General features: G+C 36.7%; 16 protein-coding genes. 7 read left to right on the top strand and 9 right to left on the bottom strand.

From position 1 onward, the window contains the following. Nucleotides 1–300: 300 nt before the first annotated feature. Together EXE09_RS17595 and rimI are read left to right on the top strand one after the other, a co-directional pair. Complete coding sequence (locus tag EXE09_RS17595) at nucleotides 301–1,182, top strand: metal-dependent hydrolase (RefSeq protein ID WP_068973479.1); 882 nt, start codon at nucleotides 301–303, stop codon at nucleotides 1,180–1,182. A gap of 126 nt (nucleotides 1,183–1,308) precedes the next feature. Next, entirely contained in the window at nucleotides 1,309–1,767 is a 459-nt protein-coding gene (gene rimI, locus EXE09_RS17590) for a ribosomal protein S18-alanine N-acetyltransferase (RefSeq protein ID WP_068973478.1), read from the top strand. A 38-nt stretch (nucleotides 1,768–1,805) separates the two neighbouring features. Here rimI and EXE09_RS17585 read toward each other — a convergent pair whose 3' ends face one another. The 4 genes from EXE09_RS17585 to trxB all read right to left on the bottom strand — a co-directional run bounded on the left by EXE09_RS17585 (nucleotide 1,806) and on the right by trxB (nucleotide 6,107). Beyond that, nucleotides 1,806–2,621 carry an arginyltransferase gene (locus EXE09_RS17585; protein ID WP_068973477.1) on the bottom strand — a complete coding sequence of 272 codons (816 nt, stop codon included), beginning with the start codon at nucleotides 2,619–2,621 and terminating at the stop codon, nucleotides 1,806–1,808. Nucleotides 2,622–2,643: 22 nt separating this feature from the next. Beyond that, a complete protein-coding gene (gene aat, locus EXE09_RS17580) occupies nucleotides 2,644–3,375 on the bottom strand; it encodes a leucyl/phenylalanyl-tRNA--protein transferase (RefSeq protein ID WP_087554362.1) in 732 nt (243 codons plus the stop codon). Between the two features lie 68 nt (nucleotides 3,376–3,443). Beyond that, complete coding sequence (locus tag EXE09_RS17575) at nucleotides 3,444–5,000, bottom strand: class I SAM-dependent methyltransferase (protein ID WP_130118140.1); 1,557 nt, start codon at nucleotides 4,998–5,000, stop codon at nucleotides 3,444–3,446. Nucleotides 5,001–5,153: 153 nt separating this feature from the next. After that, nucleotides 5,154–6,107, bottom strand: a complete 954-nt coding sequence (gene trxB, locus EXE09_RS17570) for a thioredoxin-disulfide reductase (RefSeq protein WP_068973474.1) — start codon at nucleotides 6,105–6,107, stop codon at nucleotides 5,154–5,156. 316 nt (nucleotides 6,108–6,423) lie between these two features. Between trxB and EXE09_RS17565 the strand changes: the two genes are divergently transcribed. Next, nucleotides 6,424–9,600, top strand: a complete 3,177-nt coding sequence (locus EXE09_RS17565; RefSeq protein WP_130118139.1) for a DNA translocase FtsK — start codon at nucleotides 6,424–6,426, stop codon at nucleotides 9,598–9,600. Between the two features lie 437 nt (nucleotides 9,601–10,037). Here EXE09_RS17565 and EXE09_RS17560 read toward each other — a convergent pair whose 3' ends face one another. After that, nucleotides 10,038–10,526 (bottom strand): copper resistance protein NlpE, encoded by a 489-nt coding sequence (locus tag EXE09_RS17560; RefSeq protein ID WP_130118138.1) that lies wholly within the window; start codon nucleotides 10,524–10,526, stop codon nucleotides 10,038–10,040. A 484-nt stretch (nucleotides 10,527–11,010) separates the two neighbouring features. Here EXE09_RS17560 and EXE09_RS17555 point away from each other — a divergent pair, with 484 nt between their 5' ends. Next, nucleotides 11,011–11,559 carry a 1-acyl-sn-glycerol-3-phosphate acyltransferase gene (locus EXE09_RS17555; protein ID WP_406565273.1) on the top strand — a complete coding sequence of 183 codons (549 nt, stop codon included), beginning with the start codon at nucleotides 11,011–11,013 and terminating at the stop codon, nucleotides 11,557–11,559. A 60-nt stretch (nucleotides 11,560–11,619) separates the two neighbouring features. Here the strand turns inward: EXE09_RS17555 and EXE09_RS17550 are convergent, their stop codons facing one another. The 4 genes from EXE09_RS17550 to EXE09_RS17535 form a co-directional block, all read right to left on the bottom strand. After that, nucleotides 11,620–11,961, bottom strand: coding sequence for a hypothetical protein (locus EXE09_RS17550; RefSeq protein WP_068973471.1), 342 nt, complete (start codon nucleotides 11,959–11,961; stop codon nucleotides 11,620–11,622). A gap of 139 nt (nucleotides 11,962–12,100) precedes the next feature. Then, complete coding sequence (locus EXE09_RS17545; RefSeq protein WP_130118137.1) at nucleotides 12,101–12,835, bottom strand: sulfite exporter TauE/SafE family protein; 735 nt, start codon at nucleotides 12,833–12,835, stop codon at nucleotides 12,101–12,103. Nucleotides 12,836–13,037: 202 nt separating this feature from the next. Then, entirely contained in the window at nucleotides 13,038–14,744 is a 1,707-nt protein-coding gene (locus EXE09_RS17540; protein WP_068973469.1) for a flotillin family protein, read from the bottom strand. A gap of 66 nt (nucleotides 14,745–14,810) precedes the next feature. Then, the gene (locus EXE09_RS17535) at nucleotides 14,811–15,458 is read right to left on the bottom strand and encodes a YqiJ family protein (protein ID WP_130118136.1); all 648 of its coding nucleotides are present in this window, start codon (nucleotides 15,456–15,458) and stop codon (nucleotides 14,811–14,813) included. Between the two features lie 650 nt (nucleotides 15,459–16,108). On the opposite strand from EXE09_RS17535, the gene pnuC reads away from it, so the two are divergent. Genes pnuC through EXE09_RS17520 form a run of 3 tightly spaced genes read left to right on the top strand, consistent with a single transcriptional unit; the run spans nucleotide 16,109 to nucleotide 17,335 of the window. Next, nucleotides 16,109–16,693, top strand: coding sequence for a nicotinamide riboside transporter PnuC (pnuC, locus tag EXE09_RS17530; RefSeq protein ID WP_130118135.1), 585 nt, complete (start codon nucleotides 16,109–16,111; stop codon nucleotides 16,691–16,693). Between the two features lie 25 nt (nucleotides 16,694–16,718). Further along, nucleotides 16,719–17,009, top strand: a complete 291-nt coding sequence (locus EXE09_RS17525) for a hypothetical protein (RefSeq protein WP_130118134.1) — start codon at nucleotides 16,719–16,721, stop codon at nucleotides 17,007–17,009. Nucleotides 17,010–17,029: 20 nt separating this feature from the next. After that, nucleotides 17,030–17,335 carry a hypothetical protein gene (locus EXE09_RS17520; RefSeq protein WP_130118133.1) on the top strand — a complete coding sequence of 102 codons (306 nt, stop codon included), beginning with the start codon at nucleotides 17,030–17,032 and terminating at the stop codon, nucleotides 17,333–17,335. The last annotated feature ends 367 nt before the right edge of the window (nucleotides 17,336–17,702 follow it).

The following is a 17,702-nucleotide window of genomic DNA, read 5'->3' as shown; positions in this document are numbered from 1 at the left end:
CCGTGAAGGTGGTCGTACAGTTGGTGCTGGTGTAGTTGCTAAAGTAACTGCATAATCATCTGATTGTGTGAAAAAAGCGTCCCTTTGGGACGCTTTTTTTATGACTGAATTTTGTTCTGTAGTCTTCTCTAAAATTTATTCATCATGATTGTCAGACAATCTAGTACAAACGTGTCCTTAAGTGATATTTGCATGACCTCATCTGCAATTATCGAGCATTCATAAACTTGTAATATAAGAAAAGAGAAAAACAAGCATAAAGAATTTAAGTGCTCATTCACTTAAATAGGAGTTTTAGCAATGAATGCAAAAGTCAATATTTCAAACCGTGCAGGTGCTTCATTTCCAGTACGTCGTATGGATTTTAATTTCGACAATGTACCTGAGTATTGGGCAAGTGAATCTGCGGGTATCACACATTTTATGACAGCATTGTCTGCTTTATTCCCAGATGGTGAGAAGCTATTTATTGATTCGGTACGTGCGGTACGTTATCACCCTGCAATTAAAGACAATGAGGCGCTACAAAAAGAAATCAGTGCTTTTATTGGTCAAGAAGCCATGCATACCAAAGAACATGAAAACTTTAATGCTTCTGCAAAACGTTTTGGTCATGATGTTGATAAATATGAGCGTGAAACTGGGCGTTTGATTCAAGGTGCACGTAAATGGTTTGCACGTGCGGTGAAGCCCTTTGGTATGACGCAGGAAATGGTTGATTTGACTGCCACAACGGCTTTAGAGCATTTTACAGCGACGATTGCATCGCAATTATTAGTCAATGAACACATTCAAAAATTAATGACTGATCCAACCATGTCTTATATGTGGTACTGGCATGCAGTTGAGGAAAATGAACATAAAGCCGTGGCTTATGATGTTTATGAAGCTGTATTTGGTAAAGGCATTAAAGCCTATGGTCTACGTACCACAGCTCTCGTTATTGCGATGGTATTGATCTTTATGGCGCAATCATCTTTTGTAGTTCGCCTACTGAAAGAGGATGGTAAATTAAATTTAAAAGAATTAGGTACAATTTATAAATATGCCTATAGTCCTTCGAAAGGCATTATTGCAGGCATGACCAAAGAAATGCTGGCTTATTTCCGACCGAACTTTCATCCGAATGATTTGGACACAGTAAGTCTACTTGAAACTTGGAAGGCAAAATTAGGTTTATAAATTTTCAGTTTATAAATATACAAGTTTGATATTTATATTAAAGGGCAACAATGGTTGCTCTTTTTTATTCGACATATTGTTTTTTTTTCTTATAATTCACTTTTTATATTGAGTTGATGGACGAAGATGATTCGTTTAATGCAAGCTTCAGACTTACAAACTGTATCTGAAATTGAAAATCTAGTACAAAGTCATCCGTGGACTCAAAAACAATTTGAAGAATCAATTGCAGGTTATTTGAGTACTGTGATTGAGCAGAATCATCAGGTGGTGGGTTTTTGTATTCTACAACCTGTTTTGGACGAAGCAAATTTATTACTGATGGCGATCCACCCAAGTCAGCAGGGCAAAGGGCTAGGTTATCAACTTTTAGATGAATCAATTGCCTTACTTAAAAATAATCCAGTACAGATTTTTCTCGAAGTCCGTGAATCCAATCAGGCAGCTATTGCTTTATATGAAAAGTCAGATTTTCATCAAATTGATTTAAGAAAGAATTATTATCCAAATAAAGATGGTAGTCGTGAACATGCCATTATTATGGTTAAAGCATGTAGTGATGATTTTTCTAAATTATTCAAATAAATATCGGTAGATAGTAATTTGATAAAAAATAAAGCCGATTATTTGATAATCGGCTCGTTCCATTCTGAGGGTAATGTGGTCATAAGCATATCACCCAATTCTTTAATTTCTTTGGCTTCTAAGTGACGGTTGATCCGTCGCCATTGACCATCCAATAATAATTCAAAAGGGGCATATTGGGATTTGTAATTCATTTTACCGGCATGTGGAACCCAATAGCCTAAGTAAACATAATCTAAATTGAGCGAGTTTACATATTCAATTTGTTTGAGAATCGCGAAAACACCCAAAGAGCGTTTGCTTTCATCGGGATCAAAAAAAGTGTAAACCGCGGAAACACCATCATCCAATTGGTCACAGGTTGAAACGCTGATTAAGCGATCATCTTTCCAAAGCTCTAGGAAAAAACTATCAGTACAACTATGAATCAAAAACTTTTCGAATTGATCATAGCTTGGTGGGAACATGTCGCCATCTGCATGTCTTTCAATAATATAGCGTTCATAGAGTTGGTAATGAACTTGCGTGGCTTGCTGAGTCGGAATGATTTTTACGGTTAAATCTTGATTACGCTTCCATGCTTTTTTCTGTGAACTGTTCATTTTAAATTCTGAAACAGGCACGCGGCAAGATAAGCATTGACGGCAAAGGTGGCATTCTGGACGGTAAACAAAATCCCCACTGCGTCTAAATCCAACACGCGAAAGCTCAGATAGTGTCACCACATCGATACGATGGACAGGATCTAGAAATACCATACGTGCAGATTTATTTTCTAAGTAGCTGCAATCATGTGGTGGAGTAATATAGTACTGTAAGTCATTTAACAGGGACTTAGGATGATAAGAATTCATAAATCACGTCCCTCCATTATTGTCATTCCGTTAAGCGCGATAAGTTCGCTATTGTTTTACTTGAAAATACACGCTCTTGATAACTTTTCCAATCTATAGCAGGCTGTTTTATTACATCTTGTAACGATTTAATATACGCTTGGCGAGAAAGTGTGCAAGCCCCTAAGCTGATTAAGTGATCATTTTCAAGTTGGCAGTCGATCCACGGTAAGTGATTTTCACGTCCAATCAACATGAGTGTATAAAAAGCCATTTTGGAAACATCAGTTTGGGTGCTGAACATCGACTCACCAAAGCAACCATGACCAATAGTGACACCGTATAATCCACCTACGATTTGTTCTTGATCCCAAACTTCTACACTATAACCATAACCTGCTTCAAACATTTGACAGTAACCTTGGATAATGTCTTCTGAAATCCATGTTTCATCTGCATAGCTACGAGGTAGAGAGCATGAACGAATGACTTGTTCAAAAGCTTGGTTAATCGTAATTTTATAATCAAATTTTTTCATATTACGAATTAATGATTTACTCGGATGGTAATCATTTGGAACAATAATACAGCGTGGCTCAGGGCTCCACCAGCAAATCGGCTCATCTTCCGAAAACCATGGAAACAGTCCATGTGTATAAGCTTCATAGAGGGTAGAAGGGGTGAGGTCTGCACCGATACAAATAAATCCTTGTCCTTCTGGATCAGACTCAATAGGGTTGGGAAAAATAAATTGTGAAGGTGGAAGTTGTTTCACTTGGATTCATCAAAAAAAAAGATCAGCTTTATCTTAGCTGATCTTGTTCAAAAGTGTTAAATGAGATGTTATGCAAAAAGTTTCAATTGTTTAGCAATTTCAAATTTATCACTATCAATAAAATCTTGTGCTTTTTCTTTCAAAATTTTTAGACTTTGATCACGATCAGAAACACTCTGACCATCTTTATCGAGAACCAGCCATCCAAGCTCAGTCAGTACATTTTGGATATATTCAGCCAATTGTTCAGCCGTTTTCAGTCCTTCTTTAAAATAGGCACGATAATATAATTGTGAGAATTGATCAGCGAGGATCCCAATTCCGGTAATCGGTGAAGCTAGGACTTGATAGTTTTGATGATAACTCGCCTGCTCAAGTAAATATTGATTGAATTCATGTGAGTAGCGTAGTACATCAGCTGAAGGTTCAGTCCCTAAGCAGGGTTGCACGAGATTTAAATGACAGAGAATCGTAAGAGCATTTAAAATTTGAGCATAATTCAATTCAGGAATGGCTTGTTCTAGTTCTGCAATCGTCTGTGGCTTGTAATGTTGCTTTTTAAAATAGGTGCCAATAGCCCCATAGATATCTTGACGTAAGTTAAACTCACCTAAGTAGCCTTGTATGGTTTTAGGTAGCTTTTCAGGAGCGGTCAATAGCATGAAGCCCATATTTCTTAGGCGTTGTTTGGTCTGCAATGGTGTTAAGTTATTTTTACCACGAATAAATAAATCTTTTCTAAATTGGGTATTGGCAAAATAATCACGGCATTGTTCTTTAAAAATAGGGTGTTCTATTTTATTTAAAAAATTCTGATGTTCTTCCGTAAAGTTAATATTATTTAAATGAGTATTTAAATCTGTAGAACCTGCATATGTTAACTTTATCTCCTCCATTATGCGGACAACTTGTTGAAATGAAAAACATTGCCAATCTTGATTGAGATATTCATGAATTAAGTAGTTGGGATTCTGTTTTTTTAGATCTTGAACTTTTTGTAGCGCATTTGGATTACGTTTTGTGAAATTGGGGTTCTGTTGCAACAAGGCTTCACTAAAATCCAATGAGTCTTTAACTTTCTGTAGAGGGTTGGTACTGGTACTATTAAATTTAAAATGGCTATGGAATAGCTCACGAATTGGCATATTGGCAGCCCAACCTGTGACGCAGTTATAACTGATATACACAATTCCATTTGGTTTTAAAAACTTACGAATAAATTTTAAAATAATATGTTGATTTTCATAACTAATCCAACTCCAAATACCATGAAGACTAATCGAGTCAAACATTGGTAAGTCTTTATCTAACAGCTCTTCAAAGCTCGCATCATAAAAATGATGAGGAACGTGACATTGATCGGCTAAATTATTGGCATGACCTGCATGTGCAGGATTGAAATCTGTGCCGTAGAAAGTCGTAGCCATGTTGGATACAGCATGGATATTTAAGCTGACACCTTGTCCAAAGCCAAGTTCACAATGGTGATGCTCTTGGTTTGAACTTGTACAATCAACACCATTTAAAAGTAAACAAAATTTTTGATAATTGGGGCTTAAGTCTTTGTAATAACCGTAGGTGTAATTTACTTCAGTTTGATAGCCATCTGTCCAAGCAGTTGTCATTGATTATCCTTTATCAAGTTTATTAGAAGTAATATTTTTCTAATGTCTAAATGTATGAATAATAAAACCTTCATTGATGGATGAAAGTTATAAGGGATAAATAAAAAAACCGCCATATAGGCGGTTCATTTTTTTACAAAAAATACTTTAAAATTATTCTAAACCATCTAAGTAACGATCAGCATCAAGTGCAGCCATACAGCCTGAACCTGCTGACGTAATTGCTTGACGATAAACATCATCAGCGACGTCACCCGCAGCAAATACGCCTGCAACCGAAGTTGCTGTTGCATTACCCGCAGTACCACTACGCACTTGGATATAACCGTTACGAAGTTCTAACTGACCTTCGAACATTGCTGTATTTGGTTTGTGACCAATCGCAACGAACATACCTGAAACTTCAACGTCCTGAGTTGAGTCATCTTGCGTTGATTTTAAACGTACAGATGTTACACCTGAGTTGCTATCGCCCAGTACTTCTTCAACTTGGTGATTCCATACGATTGAAATTTTACCTTCTTTGACTTTTTCATTGATATGATCTTGAAGGATTTTTTCAGAACGTAATTTGTCACGACGGTGAACAAGCGTGACATGAGATGCAATATTTGAAAGGTAGAGTGCTTCTTCAACAGCCGTGTTACCACCACCAACAACCATGACTTTTTGGTTTTTATAGAAGAAACCATCACAAGTTGCACATGCGCTGACGCCTTGACCCATATACGCAGCTTCTGACTCTAAACCAAGGTATTGTGCAGTTGCACCCGTCGCAATAATCAAAGCATCACAAGTATATTCATCCATGTCGCCTTTAAGTACAAATGGACGAACATTCAAATCAACTTCATTGATGTGGTCATATAGCATTTCTGTACCGAAACGTTCAGCATGCGCTTGCATACGCTCCATCAATGCAGGACCTGTTAAGCCTTCAGCATCACCAGGCCAGTTTTCGACATCAGTCGTTGTCGTAAGCTGACCACCCAATTGCATACCTGCAATTAGAGTAGGTTTTAAGTTAGCACGAGCAGCATATACAGCTGCACTATAACCCGCAGGACCAGAACCTAAGATAATTAACCGAGAGTGACGAGCGCTCATGAGTCATCCTTTTTATAGAGAATATAGAAATTGAATTTGTACAGATTATACGTGAAACTTGATCAAAGTTGTGTGGCTTGAATGTGGATAATATTGATCATCTAAATCGAAATGCGCTATATAGAAATAGTGTAGAATAAAATTAACAACTTTGATGAAAATAAATCATCAAATTCTCTACAATGCTTACAACACACGTAAATAATGGTGCATCTTTTTTTAACGAACAGGTGCATAATATAAAGATTTCTACTCTTAAGAAAGTTTAAATGCTTCGAAAAAAGAGTAATTTGAATAATTGGTTACAGGATAGTATATGACTGCGGTGTCAAACGTTTATGCACAGCGCTTTTTAACAACAATATTCTTGATTTCATTTGGGATATATCTGTTCCTAGCAACAGTGACTTATACGCCATTTGATCCAGGGTGGATGCATATTTCGAGTGATACGCAGCAGGTTTCAAATGCCAGCGGTGTTGCAGGCGCTTGGATTGCAGATTTATTGTTTGGTTTTTTAGGCTGGGCGAGTTTACTGATCCCTGTATTCCTCTTTATTGAAGCTGTACAAGTATGGTGGCCAAGAAGTTTTGTTAGCCGTCCGTTTCGCTATGCGGCGCAATTTTTTATCTTGTTGGCAACAGCATGTTTATTCTATTTAATTTGGAATGTGCCTGCAGATACTTTGACCAATGCGTCAGGTGGTATTATTGGTTATGAATTGGGTGAAAGCCTCTCTCAACTTGTTACCATCTATGGTGCAGTTGCATTTACCTTACTCCTATTAATCGTACTCTTTACTTTAGCGTTTGGTATCCAGTGGAATAAAACGTGGGCGACATTGAAAGCAACGCCTGCTTATTTACAAGATTTATTCTATAAAAATGTTCCTGAAAGTGAATCAGCCTATGATTTGACTGCACCGACAAAGACACCAAATAAAAAGCTAGATCCAAAACATAAAGCTCAAGCAGAGCAGGTGACACCTCAAGCTGAATTTACAGAAGTAGATGAGCCAGAGATTGTCAAAGAACATTTGGTTGTAAAAAATGATAAGCATTCACAGACAGCAGAGCGTTTGTTTGATGATATGGTTGCAAAAGAGCAAAACGCTCAATATGACCCCGATGATATTGATGATGTAGAGCTTGAACGTACTTTAGAAAAAGCGCATCGCTTAGAACAAGACAGTCAACGTACAGTAGCTTCTGGTGAAGTGTGGAAAGCACTCAATCCAGAACAAGACCATAATCGTGATATTGATGCATTATTACGTGCTTCAGAAGATCATACTGCTCAAAATAAAGATGGTTTATTACATACGCATCAACATGGTTTAAATCAGCAAACTCAGGAAAAATCAGCTTTAGACTGGGATGATGATCAAGTCTTTGATGAGTTGTTATCTGTTGTTCCGAATGGACAAACTGCAACAGATGTTCATACACCATTTAATGCAAATGTTGCACAGCCTGCGTCAATTCATAGTGCAACATCAGCGATTGCTACAGGCGCTGTAACGCAGAGTTTGGCAAATGAGTTAGATGAGTTAGCATCATTATCCAATGCTGAATTTCATGGAAATGATTTTGAAAAGCAAAACTTCGGCGAGAATGACTTTAAAACAGCTGAGTTTAAAGATATTGAATTTAAAGACGCTGAATTTAAAAATCATGATGAGTCTCAACTTCAACATTCACATGATTCGATAACACCGACTGTAGAAGCACGCACAACCAGTAGCTATGCGCAATCAACACCATTTACACGTGCTAATATTCAAACCAATTTAAATGCTTCATCTTTAGTCAGTGAGGAAGAAAAATCTTTAATTTCATCAGATAAAGATGCTTTTAGAGATGCTTGGCAAGAAACAGCGGGTAAGCCTCAAGATGAAGATTTACTCATTGACAGTGATTTGGAAGATGATTTTGATCTAGATGCGCCATTAACTGATGCTTTCGGTCGTCCAATGTCACGTGCAATGCAAGTGGCAAATAAACGTCGTGATTTACCAACACTGCCAGGCTTTGAATTACTGGATAAAGTTGACCCAAATAAAAAGGTAAATTTCACAGCAGAACAACTCTCACGATTATCTGAGCTTTTGGAAATTAAGCTACAAGAATTTAATGTCAAAGCCAAAGTGATTGAAGCACAGCCTGGTCCAGTCGTGACTCGTTTTGAGTTGGACTTAGCGCCAGGGGTAAAAGCATCGAAAGTGACCAATATTTCACGTGACTTAGCACGTTCTATGTCGATGGCTTCTGTACGTGTGGTTGAGGTTATTCCAGGTAAACCATACATTGGGATTGAAGTTCCAAACAGTAGCCGTGAAATGGTACGTTTGATTGAACTTTTGGAAACACCTGCGTTTAAAGATCCTAATGCTTTACTGTCCATGGCAATGGGTAAAGATATTTCAGGTAATCCTGTGATTACTGAAATGGGTAAAACGCCACATATGTTGGTTGCGGGTACAACAGGTTCAGGTAAATCGGTTGCTGTAAACTCGATGATTTTATCGATGTTACTCAAATATACTCCTGAGCAATTGCGTTTGATTCTGATCGATCCAAAGCAATTAGAATTGGCGAACTATAATGATATTCCTCATTTATTAACTCCAGTGGTGACTGACATGAAAGATGCAGTCAGTGCTTTAAACTGGTGTGTTAATGAAATGGAACGTCGTTATAAACTGATGTCTTTCTTGAAAATTCGTAAATTAGCAGACTATAACCGCAAAGTTGAAGAAGCCATTGCCAATGGTGAAGATCTGATTGATCCGACGTGGAAGCCTGGAGATTCTGCAACCCAAGAACGTGCACCACGTTTACAGCCTTTACCTTCTATTGTGATTGTTGCAGATGAATTTGCAGATATGATCATGCAAGTCGGTAAAAAAGCAGAAGAAATGATTACCCGTTTAGCACAAAAGTCTCGTGCGGCAGGGATTCATTTATTGCTTGCAACACAACGTCCATCAGTCGATGTTATTACAGGTTTGATCAAAGCCAATATCCCAACACGTGTGGCATTACGTGTAAACAGTAAAATTGACTCACGTACTATTCTCGATGGGGGCGGTGCAGAAGATCTATTGGGTCATGGTGATATGTTATTCCTCGGGCCTGGTAAAATTGATCCAGAGCGTGTGCATGGCGCATTTATTTCAGATGATGAAGTCAACCGTATTTGTGATGCATGGCGTGAGCGTGGTGACCCAGACTATGTCGATGAGATTTTGACACCTTATGATGAAGAACCGACAAGTCGTGGCTTTGAAGATGGGGATGGTGATCCAAATCGTGATGCTTTATATGACCAATGCGTTTCTTTTGTACTCGAAACTCGTAAAGTCTCAGTTTCTTCTTTACAGCGTAAATTTAGCTTAGGTTATAACCGTGCTGCACGTATTGTTGATCAGATGCAAGAGCAGGGTATTGTGAGTGAGCAAGGTGCGAATGGTAAGCGAGATATTCTCGTTTAAGTTGTCGTAGTTGTTTTAATTATTTTAAATGCCTCTTTAATGAGGCATTTTTATATTAATTAGCGTGAGTTCGATAAGTTATTTTATAAATTAAATAGAATAAGGCAAGTTGTGATGTTCATTGTGACGGAGTCTTATTGGTTTTGTTCAAATATAAAGATTAACCTTCGGTTGGAGTTACTTTTGATAAGGCAAAAGTAACCAAAACCATTGTCCTTCGCAGAACTCGTCAAATACAGAAATTTATCAAAATAATCGCAAAAACATTAACCTGTAGATTTAGTCTTGCCTCAAACAACTGCGAAGGACGATTCTGCGTACCGAATGTTGGTGAAAAGGCACATCGAACTCAGGTTAATTAAATTCAGTCATCGTCATACTTTCCACCCCTCGACATAAAAAACCTGCATGATGCAGGTTTTTTATTGGCTCATAAATTACTGTAGTTTCTTCGTTAACTTATAATGTTCCGCAATTGGGCTTTCAATTTTTTCACCTGTTTCAATATCACGTGACTCAAGGAAATTTTCACCGACAAAATATTTTCGACCCTCTGCATTTTTATCTAAAGTGATGAGTAGACCTGACGAATCAAAACTAAAAGTGCCTTGGCTCTTAAATTGTTGACCATCGCCTTTCCCTTCATATTCTTCACTAAGTTCATAACGATGGTCAGGTTTAAGTGTCAATATGGTTTTAATTCCAGAACAATCTGCACAGGGCAATAAACCTGTGTATTCACCAGCCCAGTCCAAACTATTTTGAGCGTTATGTTCTGAGTCTATTGTTGGCGTTGCAGCGTCATGTGATTGGGCAATTTGAGTCTGGGGCGTTGCTTGGATGTCTTGTGACGCATCATGTGTAGGTTTGGAACATGCTGTTAATATCAAACCGAAAACTGGAACAATCAAAAGAATTTTTTTCATGATAATACCCATAAATTGGTTTTCATTGGTTGATGAAGATTTGGATTAACTGGATTCATTCATTTGCAGTTCAGCATATATTTTTTTCGATGCAATAAATAGACAATTCATGTAATGAAAAAGGTTTCACATGTGATGGGTTTTTGAATTTTCAACAATTGTAGAGGTGCTTTGAGTATTGTTCATTCTATTTTTAAGCGAATACTTGCAATAAAATGATAATCTCAGTCGTGAAATGTTATGGATTGCATATATTAATGCTTGAGATAATTAATATATGCGATTTAACCGCAAAGTTTATTAAATACTCGAAAGATAACGACAAGTTTGAGTCAAATAATAATTTATACATTTATATATTAATTGGTTGTTATTTATCCAATTCGCGTTTTTATCTATGCTTAGGATTGCTACAATCCACGCAAATTTTAATAGACTGGTGTGCTAGGTGTTCGAGAAATTCGCTGAACAAAGTTTGGAGTTAATGGGGTGGCAAATCGACAACCATTGGGATTTAAATATTGACCAATGTGTCATGATTGCAGCACCACACACCAGTAATTGGGATGCACTCTATGCCCGATTGGCACTAAAAGCCTTGGGCGTGAATGTTCGTATTACCATTAAAGATAGCTATATGAAGTTTCCATTTGGACCTTTTGTCCGTGCGATGGGCGGGATTGGAATTGACCGTCGTCCTAAAGCGGAAGGTGAAGAACGCCCAAGCATGGTGCAGTTGATGACGGACTTATTTAAGACACATCCAAAATTGGTGATGTTAGTGACTCCAGAAGGCACACGTTCAAAACAAGAAAAGTGGAAAACGGGTTTTTATCATGTTGCGATCAATGCGGGCGTGCCGATCGCACTCGCTTATATGGACTATGAAAAGAAAAAAACAGGTATCGGGAAAATTATCTATCCTACAGGTGATTATCAAAAAGATATGGCTGAAATTATGGAATTTTATGGACAAATTAATCCGAAATATCCTGAGCTTTTCAGCGTGGATACTCGTTTTACTCATTCTTAATCGGCAGTCAAACTAGCATAATTTCAAGCAAAGCCTTTTCATTCATCTCGAAAGGGCTTTTCATGGTTCATTCGTTTTAACAGTCGGGCTTTGTACACCACCTAAAGACTCACATGCTGTTGTATAAATTTCATATTGTTGTTGGACAACTTCATCTAAAGGAATTTTAAATAATGCTTGTCCCAATTTATAACTTTCAACATATTGAACCGCTTTTTGCTTACTGGTAGAAAGAGCATGCTCATGGTAAATATTGATCGCGCTATGGGCTAACTCATTGGTTTCAATATTATTGCATTGAAATTGATTGAGGAGTTTTTCGGCTGTTTTAATTTCACGAGATGTGCCAAGGGAACATCCTGTTAAGACAATAATGATGCTTAACAAAAATGAGGTTTTCATCACATAGATAAAGTAAAAATGAGTAATGAAATTGTAGGATTAATTACGCATGAAAAATAGAGTATATCTGCTGAGATAGTTCTTTTTTCGATTTAAATGATGAATAAATAGACATTCAAAATGAACATTTTTATCAAGTCTATTGCAGTAAAGATGTGAATAATAAAAAACAACCTGATGCGAAAAGTAAACTGAGCACTAGATATTTAAATTGCTTTTCTGAAATTTTATAAAATAGTTGGGCACCAATCAGAGCAGGGACACTGACTGTAAGAATAATGAGTCCGAAGTAGGGCAAATGTGTTGTCTCAATATTGCCATGCCAAAGATAAATCAAAATTGTGAAAAGCTGAATCGCGAAATTGAAATGCCTTAATATATAGCGTTGTTGCGTTTTGGGTAAATTTTTGAGCATGAGCCAAGCCGAAGGTGCTGCACCACAAAAACCACCTAATCCACCAAGAATCCCGCCTATAAATCCAATTCCACTGTCCGCGACTTTCCCAAGTTTTTGAATACGCGGAAATTCAGGTGCAAAGAACATAATGGGGCACCAAATGACAAGGAAAAGCCCGAGGATAATTTTAAACGTATGCCCATCGATCAAATTAAGCAGATAGGTGCCGAGTGGGACACCAATCAATCCAGCTATGATATATGGAAGCGCAAGAGAAAAGGGAAGTTGTAGTTTTTGTTCCTTGCTCAGTGAAATGATATGGCTCCACAGTGAAGCAAATACGACCAAAGGTGCGGCAAGTTGAGGGGGAAGTACCCAAATCCAGAAAGACATCGCAATCAATGCAAAGGCAAAGCCTGTTAGACCTTGAACGAAGCCTGCGATCATTGCACCGAGAATAAATATAACCCAAGTCATTGCATTCACAGGTTGATTGAGTGGAAGAAGATTGGCATAAAAAACTGTTTCGTAAAATATGATTTAAAATAAGCTGAAGTACTATTTTATAATGTATTGCTCATTAAATCTCATTTTTTAAATGAGATTGGATTTATTTAAAAAGCCCCTGATTTACAGAGGCTTGAAATTTTATTTCATGATTTGATATATGATTTGATATTTAGTCATTACTTGGTTTAAGGGGCTGAGTTAAACCATTGATGTCACCACCTTTGATCCCTAACTCATTCATTAAGCTATCAATTAAAGGCGCTTGAGAACGATAGCGTAGCGCACTATTGACCACTTGATCAGATAAGGCAACTTGACCTTGCTCACCTGATTCAGTTGTAGCTGTTGAACCTGTAATTCCACCTAAACCATTGACTTGTAAAATCTTAATATCATCAATGTTTTCCATTGGTTTAACGCTTTCACGAATGATCTCAGGCAAGTATTTTAATAATGCCAAACGAATTTGCATTTCAACCTGTTCAGAAGAAAGCACGTTGTTTGCTTCATTGACTGCACGTGTACCTTCAGAGTCAACTTTGTATTGTTTCTCTTGTGCTTCCGCGAGCAAGATTTTTGCGTCCGCTTCACCTTTTGCTTTTAAGCGTACTTTCTCAGCTTCCGCTTGAGCGGCAATACGTACCGCTTCAGCATCATCGACAGCTGCTTGTTTTGAAGCTTCAGCAGCAACCGTAATGGCAATCGCATCCGTTTCAGCAACCTGTTTGGCAGCAACCAGTTCAACGGCTTTTAAACGCTCTGCACGCTGAGTTTCACGGACAGTTGTTACTTCTTCTTCCGCTTTTACGGCTTGGGCACGTGCTTGATCCGCTAAAGCTTTAGCTTCAGATTCTGCACGAGACTTTTCTGCAATCGCAATCGCACGGTCTTGTTCTGCTAACTCAATCGTTTTCTTTTGCTCAACTTGCGCTTTTTGGATCGCTTGTGCTTTGAGAATATTTTCATTTTCAATATCACGATCAGCAGCAATTTTCTTTAATTGAACTTGGCGATCAGCAATAATTTTCGCTTCACCCGCTTCACGTTGTCTTTCAGATTCTTGCGTTGCGATTTCAGCTTGTTGCTCTGCACGACGAATAGACAATTCGCGGATTTGTTCCATCTTTGAATATTCTTCTTCACGTGTAATTTTAAGACGTGCTTGTTCAGTTTCAAGGTTTTTGGTTTTAATCGCAAGATCAGCATCTTGTTCAAGACCATTACGCTTTTTACGACGGTCTTCAATGGTTTCAGTCAGTTTGGTTAGACCTTCAGCATCGAAAATATTTTGCGGATTAAAGAACTTAAAATCAGTTTGATCCAAACCGGTTAAAGATACTGTTTCAAGTTCAAGCCCGTTCTTGAATAATTCTTCTGATACGGCTTGTTGAACTTTTTGCACAAAATCCACACGCTTTTCATGTAGTTCTTCCATTGCCATTTCAGCAGCAACAGAACGTAATGAATCTACGAATTTACCTTCAACCAGTGACTTTAACTCATTCGGTTGCATGGTTTTTTGCCCGAGTGTTTGAGCTGCAGTGGCAATAGACTCCGCAGTAGGTTTTACACGAACATAAAATTCAGCAGCAACATCAACACGCATACGATCTTTGGTAATAAGCGCTTGATCTGCAGTACGTTTAACTTCTAAACGAAGCGTATTCATATTTACAGGAATTACTTCATGTAAAACTGGAAGGACAATTGCACCACCGTTGAGAATCACTTTTTCTCCACCAAAACCTGTGCGGACAAAAGAAACTTCTTTACTTGAACGTTTGTATAAGCGTGCAACAATGACACCGATGACAATCAATGCCACCAGTACAATTCCAGCTAAAATAAGTATTTGATATAAATTAGAATTCAACATTTTATTCACCCTCCATTTATTTTAAAAGTTTAAAATTTGAATTAGTTCTATTTACAGTTCAATCAATTAATTGAAGTTTGTTGCTTGAAAACCATTTTTTGTTCTTTGTGTCAAAATGACATTTTGACCTTGTTGAAATGTTTCATCTGATTCTGGTTCAACAAGAATGTAGTGTGTTTGCCCGAATTGATCGATGACTTTAGCTTGAGCAGGATAATGCTGTTTAGCTTCACCCAAAATGACCTGTGCTGTACGACCAATCAATTCATCACTATGAATGGCTGTTGTTTCATCTTGTGGGATGATTTTGGCAATAATTGCAGCACAGATTCGCACGATCGGCATGCATAAAATAAAGCATGCAGGAGCAATGATCCAAAGTGGAAAATAGGTTTGAGTAAAATTATAAAAAATCGCCTGAACAATAAATCCAAACAGGGCATAAGTGGTCAGAAAAATAATCAACCAAACTAAAACTGGAACACGCCCAAGATAGAGCCAATCTAAAAATTGTACAAAGACGCCATGATCAGCATTGAGTTCGACATCTGGTGGATGTGTTTCTAGCAGTTGGTCTGGGATAAATTGATCTAAGAAACCTTGAGACGTTGAACCAATAATGAGGAGTAAACATTCAACGATCCCCAATAGCAACATTAAGCATAAGCTTACACTAAAAAATAAGTTGGATGAATGCGTAAAAATTTCCCACATAATTGTTTTGCTCAGCAGGTTATCGTTGCAAATTTTTATAAATAATTTTCTTAAGAATACTTAAATAATGAATTTATCATCAATTAATTCAATTAATAAGAAAAGATTATCGGTTTTGTCTTGAAAATGCAACTAAATATTTCATGAATTTAATCAAAATCAATACTTTATGGTTTTAATAGTTTTTAATCATTAAGCTATTGTTTAAAAAGTAGTGCTTGCATTCTGTACAGCGATTATTTATAAATAACAGAGTTTACAGAAGGAACTGAAGACAAAAAAATACGCAATGATTGGGGTGATCACTGCGTAGAACAACGAATCTGCTTTCACAGTTCGGTTAAGGAGAAATGTTATGAACTTTGGGGATGGTTCATAACTTAAGTAGATAGTAGATGTTCCTAACTGTAAATTCATTGGTATTCACGTAAACAAGTGTTAAATCTCGTAAACGTGGATAAAATGTGATCAATGTCAATAAATTGTGTGCTAGATAATTTTTGGGGATATTATTGAGCACATGTAGAAAAAGAGTGTAGTCATACACTCTTTTTTTATTGGTTTAAAACGGTCTGTTTATCGTGGTTTTTCACTTGCAATCATTTCATTTTTTTTCATAATAGCCACTTCTATTTTAAGAAGTTTCCTGCATGTCACCATTAGAAATATTCGCCGTGATTATTAGCCTTATTGGGGTAACATTGACCATTAAGCGCAATATGTGGTGCTGGGGTTTTAATTTTCTAGCTTATATTTTATATGTTTATATCTTTTGGGATTTCAAAATTTACGGGCAGTCGATTTTACAATTTTTCTTTATGGTCGTAAATTTTTATGGCTTTTACCATTGGTTGAAAGGTAAGCAGCAAGACCATGAGATTCGAATAGAACCACTTCCTATACCCAAAGTCATATTTCAAATGATTCTCGCTGCGATTGGTGGAGTAATTTTTGGTTTAGCTTTAGAAAATATTCCAGATGCCAATTTACCAATGCTTGATTCTCAGTTGGCAGCATTTAGTTTATTGGCAACTTATTGGACCAGTCGAAAGCATATTGCGACATGGGTCCTGTGGATTTTCGTGAATATTATTTACGTCGGCATGTTTATTTCACAGAATTTATATCCAACGGCGGGTCTATATGCCGCATTCGTTGGATTGGCGATGTATGGATGGATTCACTGGACAGACGTGAAAAAGAAACAATTGAATCATGCTCTGACAGGGATTTAAAATTTTAATATCTAATAGGTGAGCCATGATTATTGATTTTGTCCAAATACAAAAACAAAAGTTTCAAGTTGTTGTAAATAAAATCATGGTGAACCCTGAACAGTATATTTATTTTGATTCTGTATCTGATTTTTATAAAGCTGAATGGTTAAAAGAACTTCCTCATGGGTCAACATGGGCTGTTTCTGGACTAGATAATGGAGCTGATGAATTTTATATTCAAATTCAATATAAAGACATGTTGTTTAATATTGAAAGTTTTTTAGATAAAATTGTTTTAAAGTTTGAAAATAAAATCATTCAACTCAAAAAGTAAAATTTTAAAGAGATAAAAATTTGAATAACGAAGTATTTATTTTAGATATTCTTGGCTTCAATCAAAGTAAGTTTGAGCAAATTATTTATGGATTATTTGATCATTTTCATGAGTTTTGTCCATCTTATGAGCTACATTATTTTTGTAAGATGACGATCTTAGATCAATTGCCTAACCGTGCTGAATTTGATATTTTTAGTTTTGATAGGGGACAATGGGAGGCTAAAATTTACTATTCAGGCATGTATTTTAAAATAGAAGTACGTCATGAGATTAGATTAGAAATAAAAGATCAATCAGGTCAATTTCATTACAAAATTTTATAAAAGAGCATTTTGCATATTTTAATTGATCATTTTCTAAAAATATTCTGACCTTTATTAATTCATAAATGGTTCTAATAAGAGTTTTGATGCAATATAAAGTTTTAAATCGCACAAAATAATTTTGCGTCATACAGCACTCTAAATCGTTCCAATTTAAAATGTCATAAATAGTGTCGCAAAATGTCAATAAAAAATAGTTTTAGCCCTGTATATTAAAAAATCGAGATGAATTAGATAAATCAAAATTAAAGAAAATCACAAGGAATTCTATATGGCTCATCGTTTTACTATCCATGCAACAATTAATGGGGTATCCATTATTGATTTTAAGCGCTTAGCAAAAGATACAACACTTCATGAAGCAGTG

Source organism: Acinetobacter sp. WCHAc060025 (assembly GCF_004209355.1).
Classification (GTDB): Bacteria; Pseudomonadota; Gammaproteobacteria; order Pseudomonadales; family Moraxellaceae; genus Acinetobacter; species Acinetobacter wuhouensis.
The sequence above is the reverse complement of the archived record's forward strand: the minus strand, read 5'-3'. Positions and strand labels throughout refer to the sequence as shown.

Coding starts and splice junctions, on each gene's coding strand:
- EXE09_RS17550 (WP_068973471.1), bottom strand. CDS start 11,961: ATGAAAACCTCATTTTTGTTAAGCATCATTATTGTCTTAACAGGATGT.
- EXE09_RS17575 (WP_130118140.1), bottom strand. CDS start 5,000: ATGACAACTGCTTGGACAGATGGCTATCAAACTGAAGTAAATTACACC.
- EXE09_RS17540 (WP_068973469.1), bottom strand. CDS start 14,744: ATGTTGAATTCTAATTTATATCAAATACTTATTTTAGCTGGAATTGTA.
- rimI (WP_068973478.1), top strand. CDS start 1,309: ATGATTCGTTTAATGCAAGCTTCAGACTTACAAACTGTATCTGAAATT.
- EXE09_RS17585 (WP_068973477.1), bottom strand. CDS start 2,621: ATGAATTCTTATCATCCTAAGTCCCTGTTAAATGACTTACAGTACTAT.
- EXE09_RS17565 (WP_130118139.1), top strand. CDS start 6,424: ATGACTGCGGTGTCAAACGTTTATGCACAGCGCTTTTTAACAACAATA.
- EXE09_RS17560 (WP_130118138.1), bottom strand. CDS start 10,526: ATGAAAAAAATTCTTTTGATTGTTCCAGTTTTCGGTTTGATATTAACA.
- EXE09_RS17555 (WP_406565273.1), top strand. CDS start 11,011: ATGGGGTGGCAAATCGACAACCATTGGGATTTAAATATTGACCAATGT.
- trxB (WP_068973474.1), bottom strand. CDS start 6,107: ATGAGCGCTCGTCACTCTCGGTTAATTATCTTAGGTTCTGGTCCTGCG.
- pnuC (WP_130118135.1), top strand. CDS start 16,109: ATGTCACCATTAGAAATATTCGCCGTGATTATTAGCCTTATTGGGGTA.
- EXE09_RS17535 (WP_130118136.1), bottom strand. CDS start 15,458: ATGTGGGAAATTTTTACGCATTCATCCAACTTATTTTTTAGTGTAAGC.
- EXE09_RS17545 (WP_130118137.1), bottom strand. CDS start 12,835: ATGACTTGGGTTATATTTATTCTCGGTGCAATGATCGCAGGCTTCGTT.
- EXE09_RS17525 (WP_130118134.1), top strand. CDS start 16,719: ATGATTATTGATTTTGTCCAAATACAAAAACAAAAGTTTCAAGTTGTT.
- EXE09_RS17595 (WP_068973479.1), top strand. CDS start 301: ATGAATGCAAAAGTCAATATTTCAAACCGTGCAGGTGCTTCATTTCCA.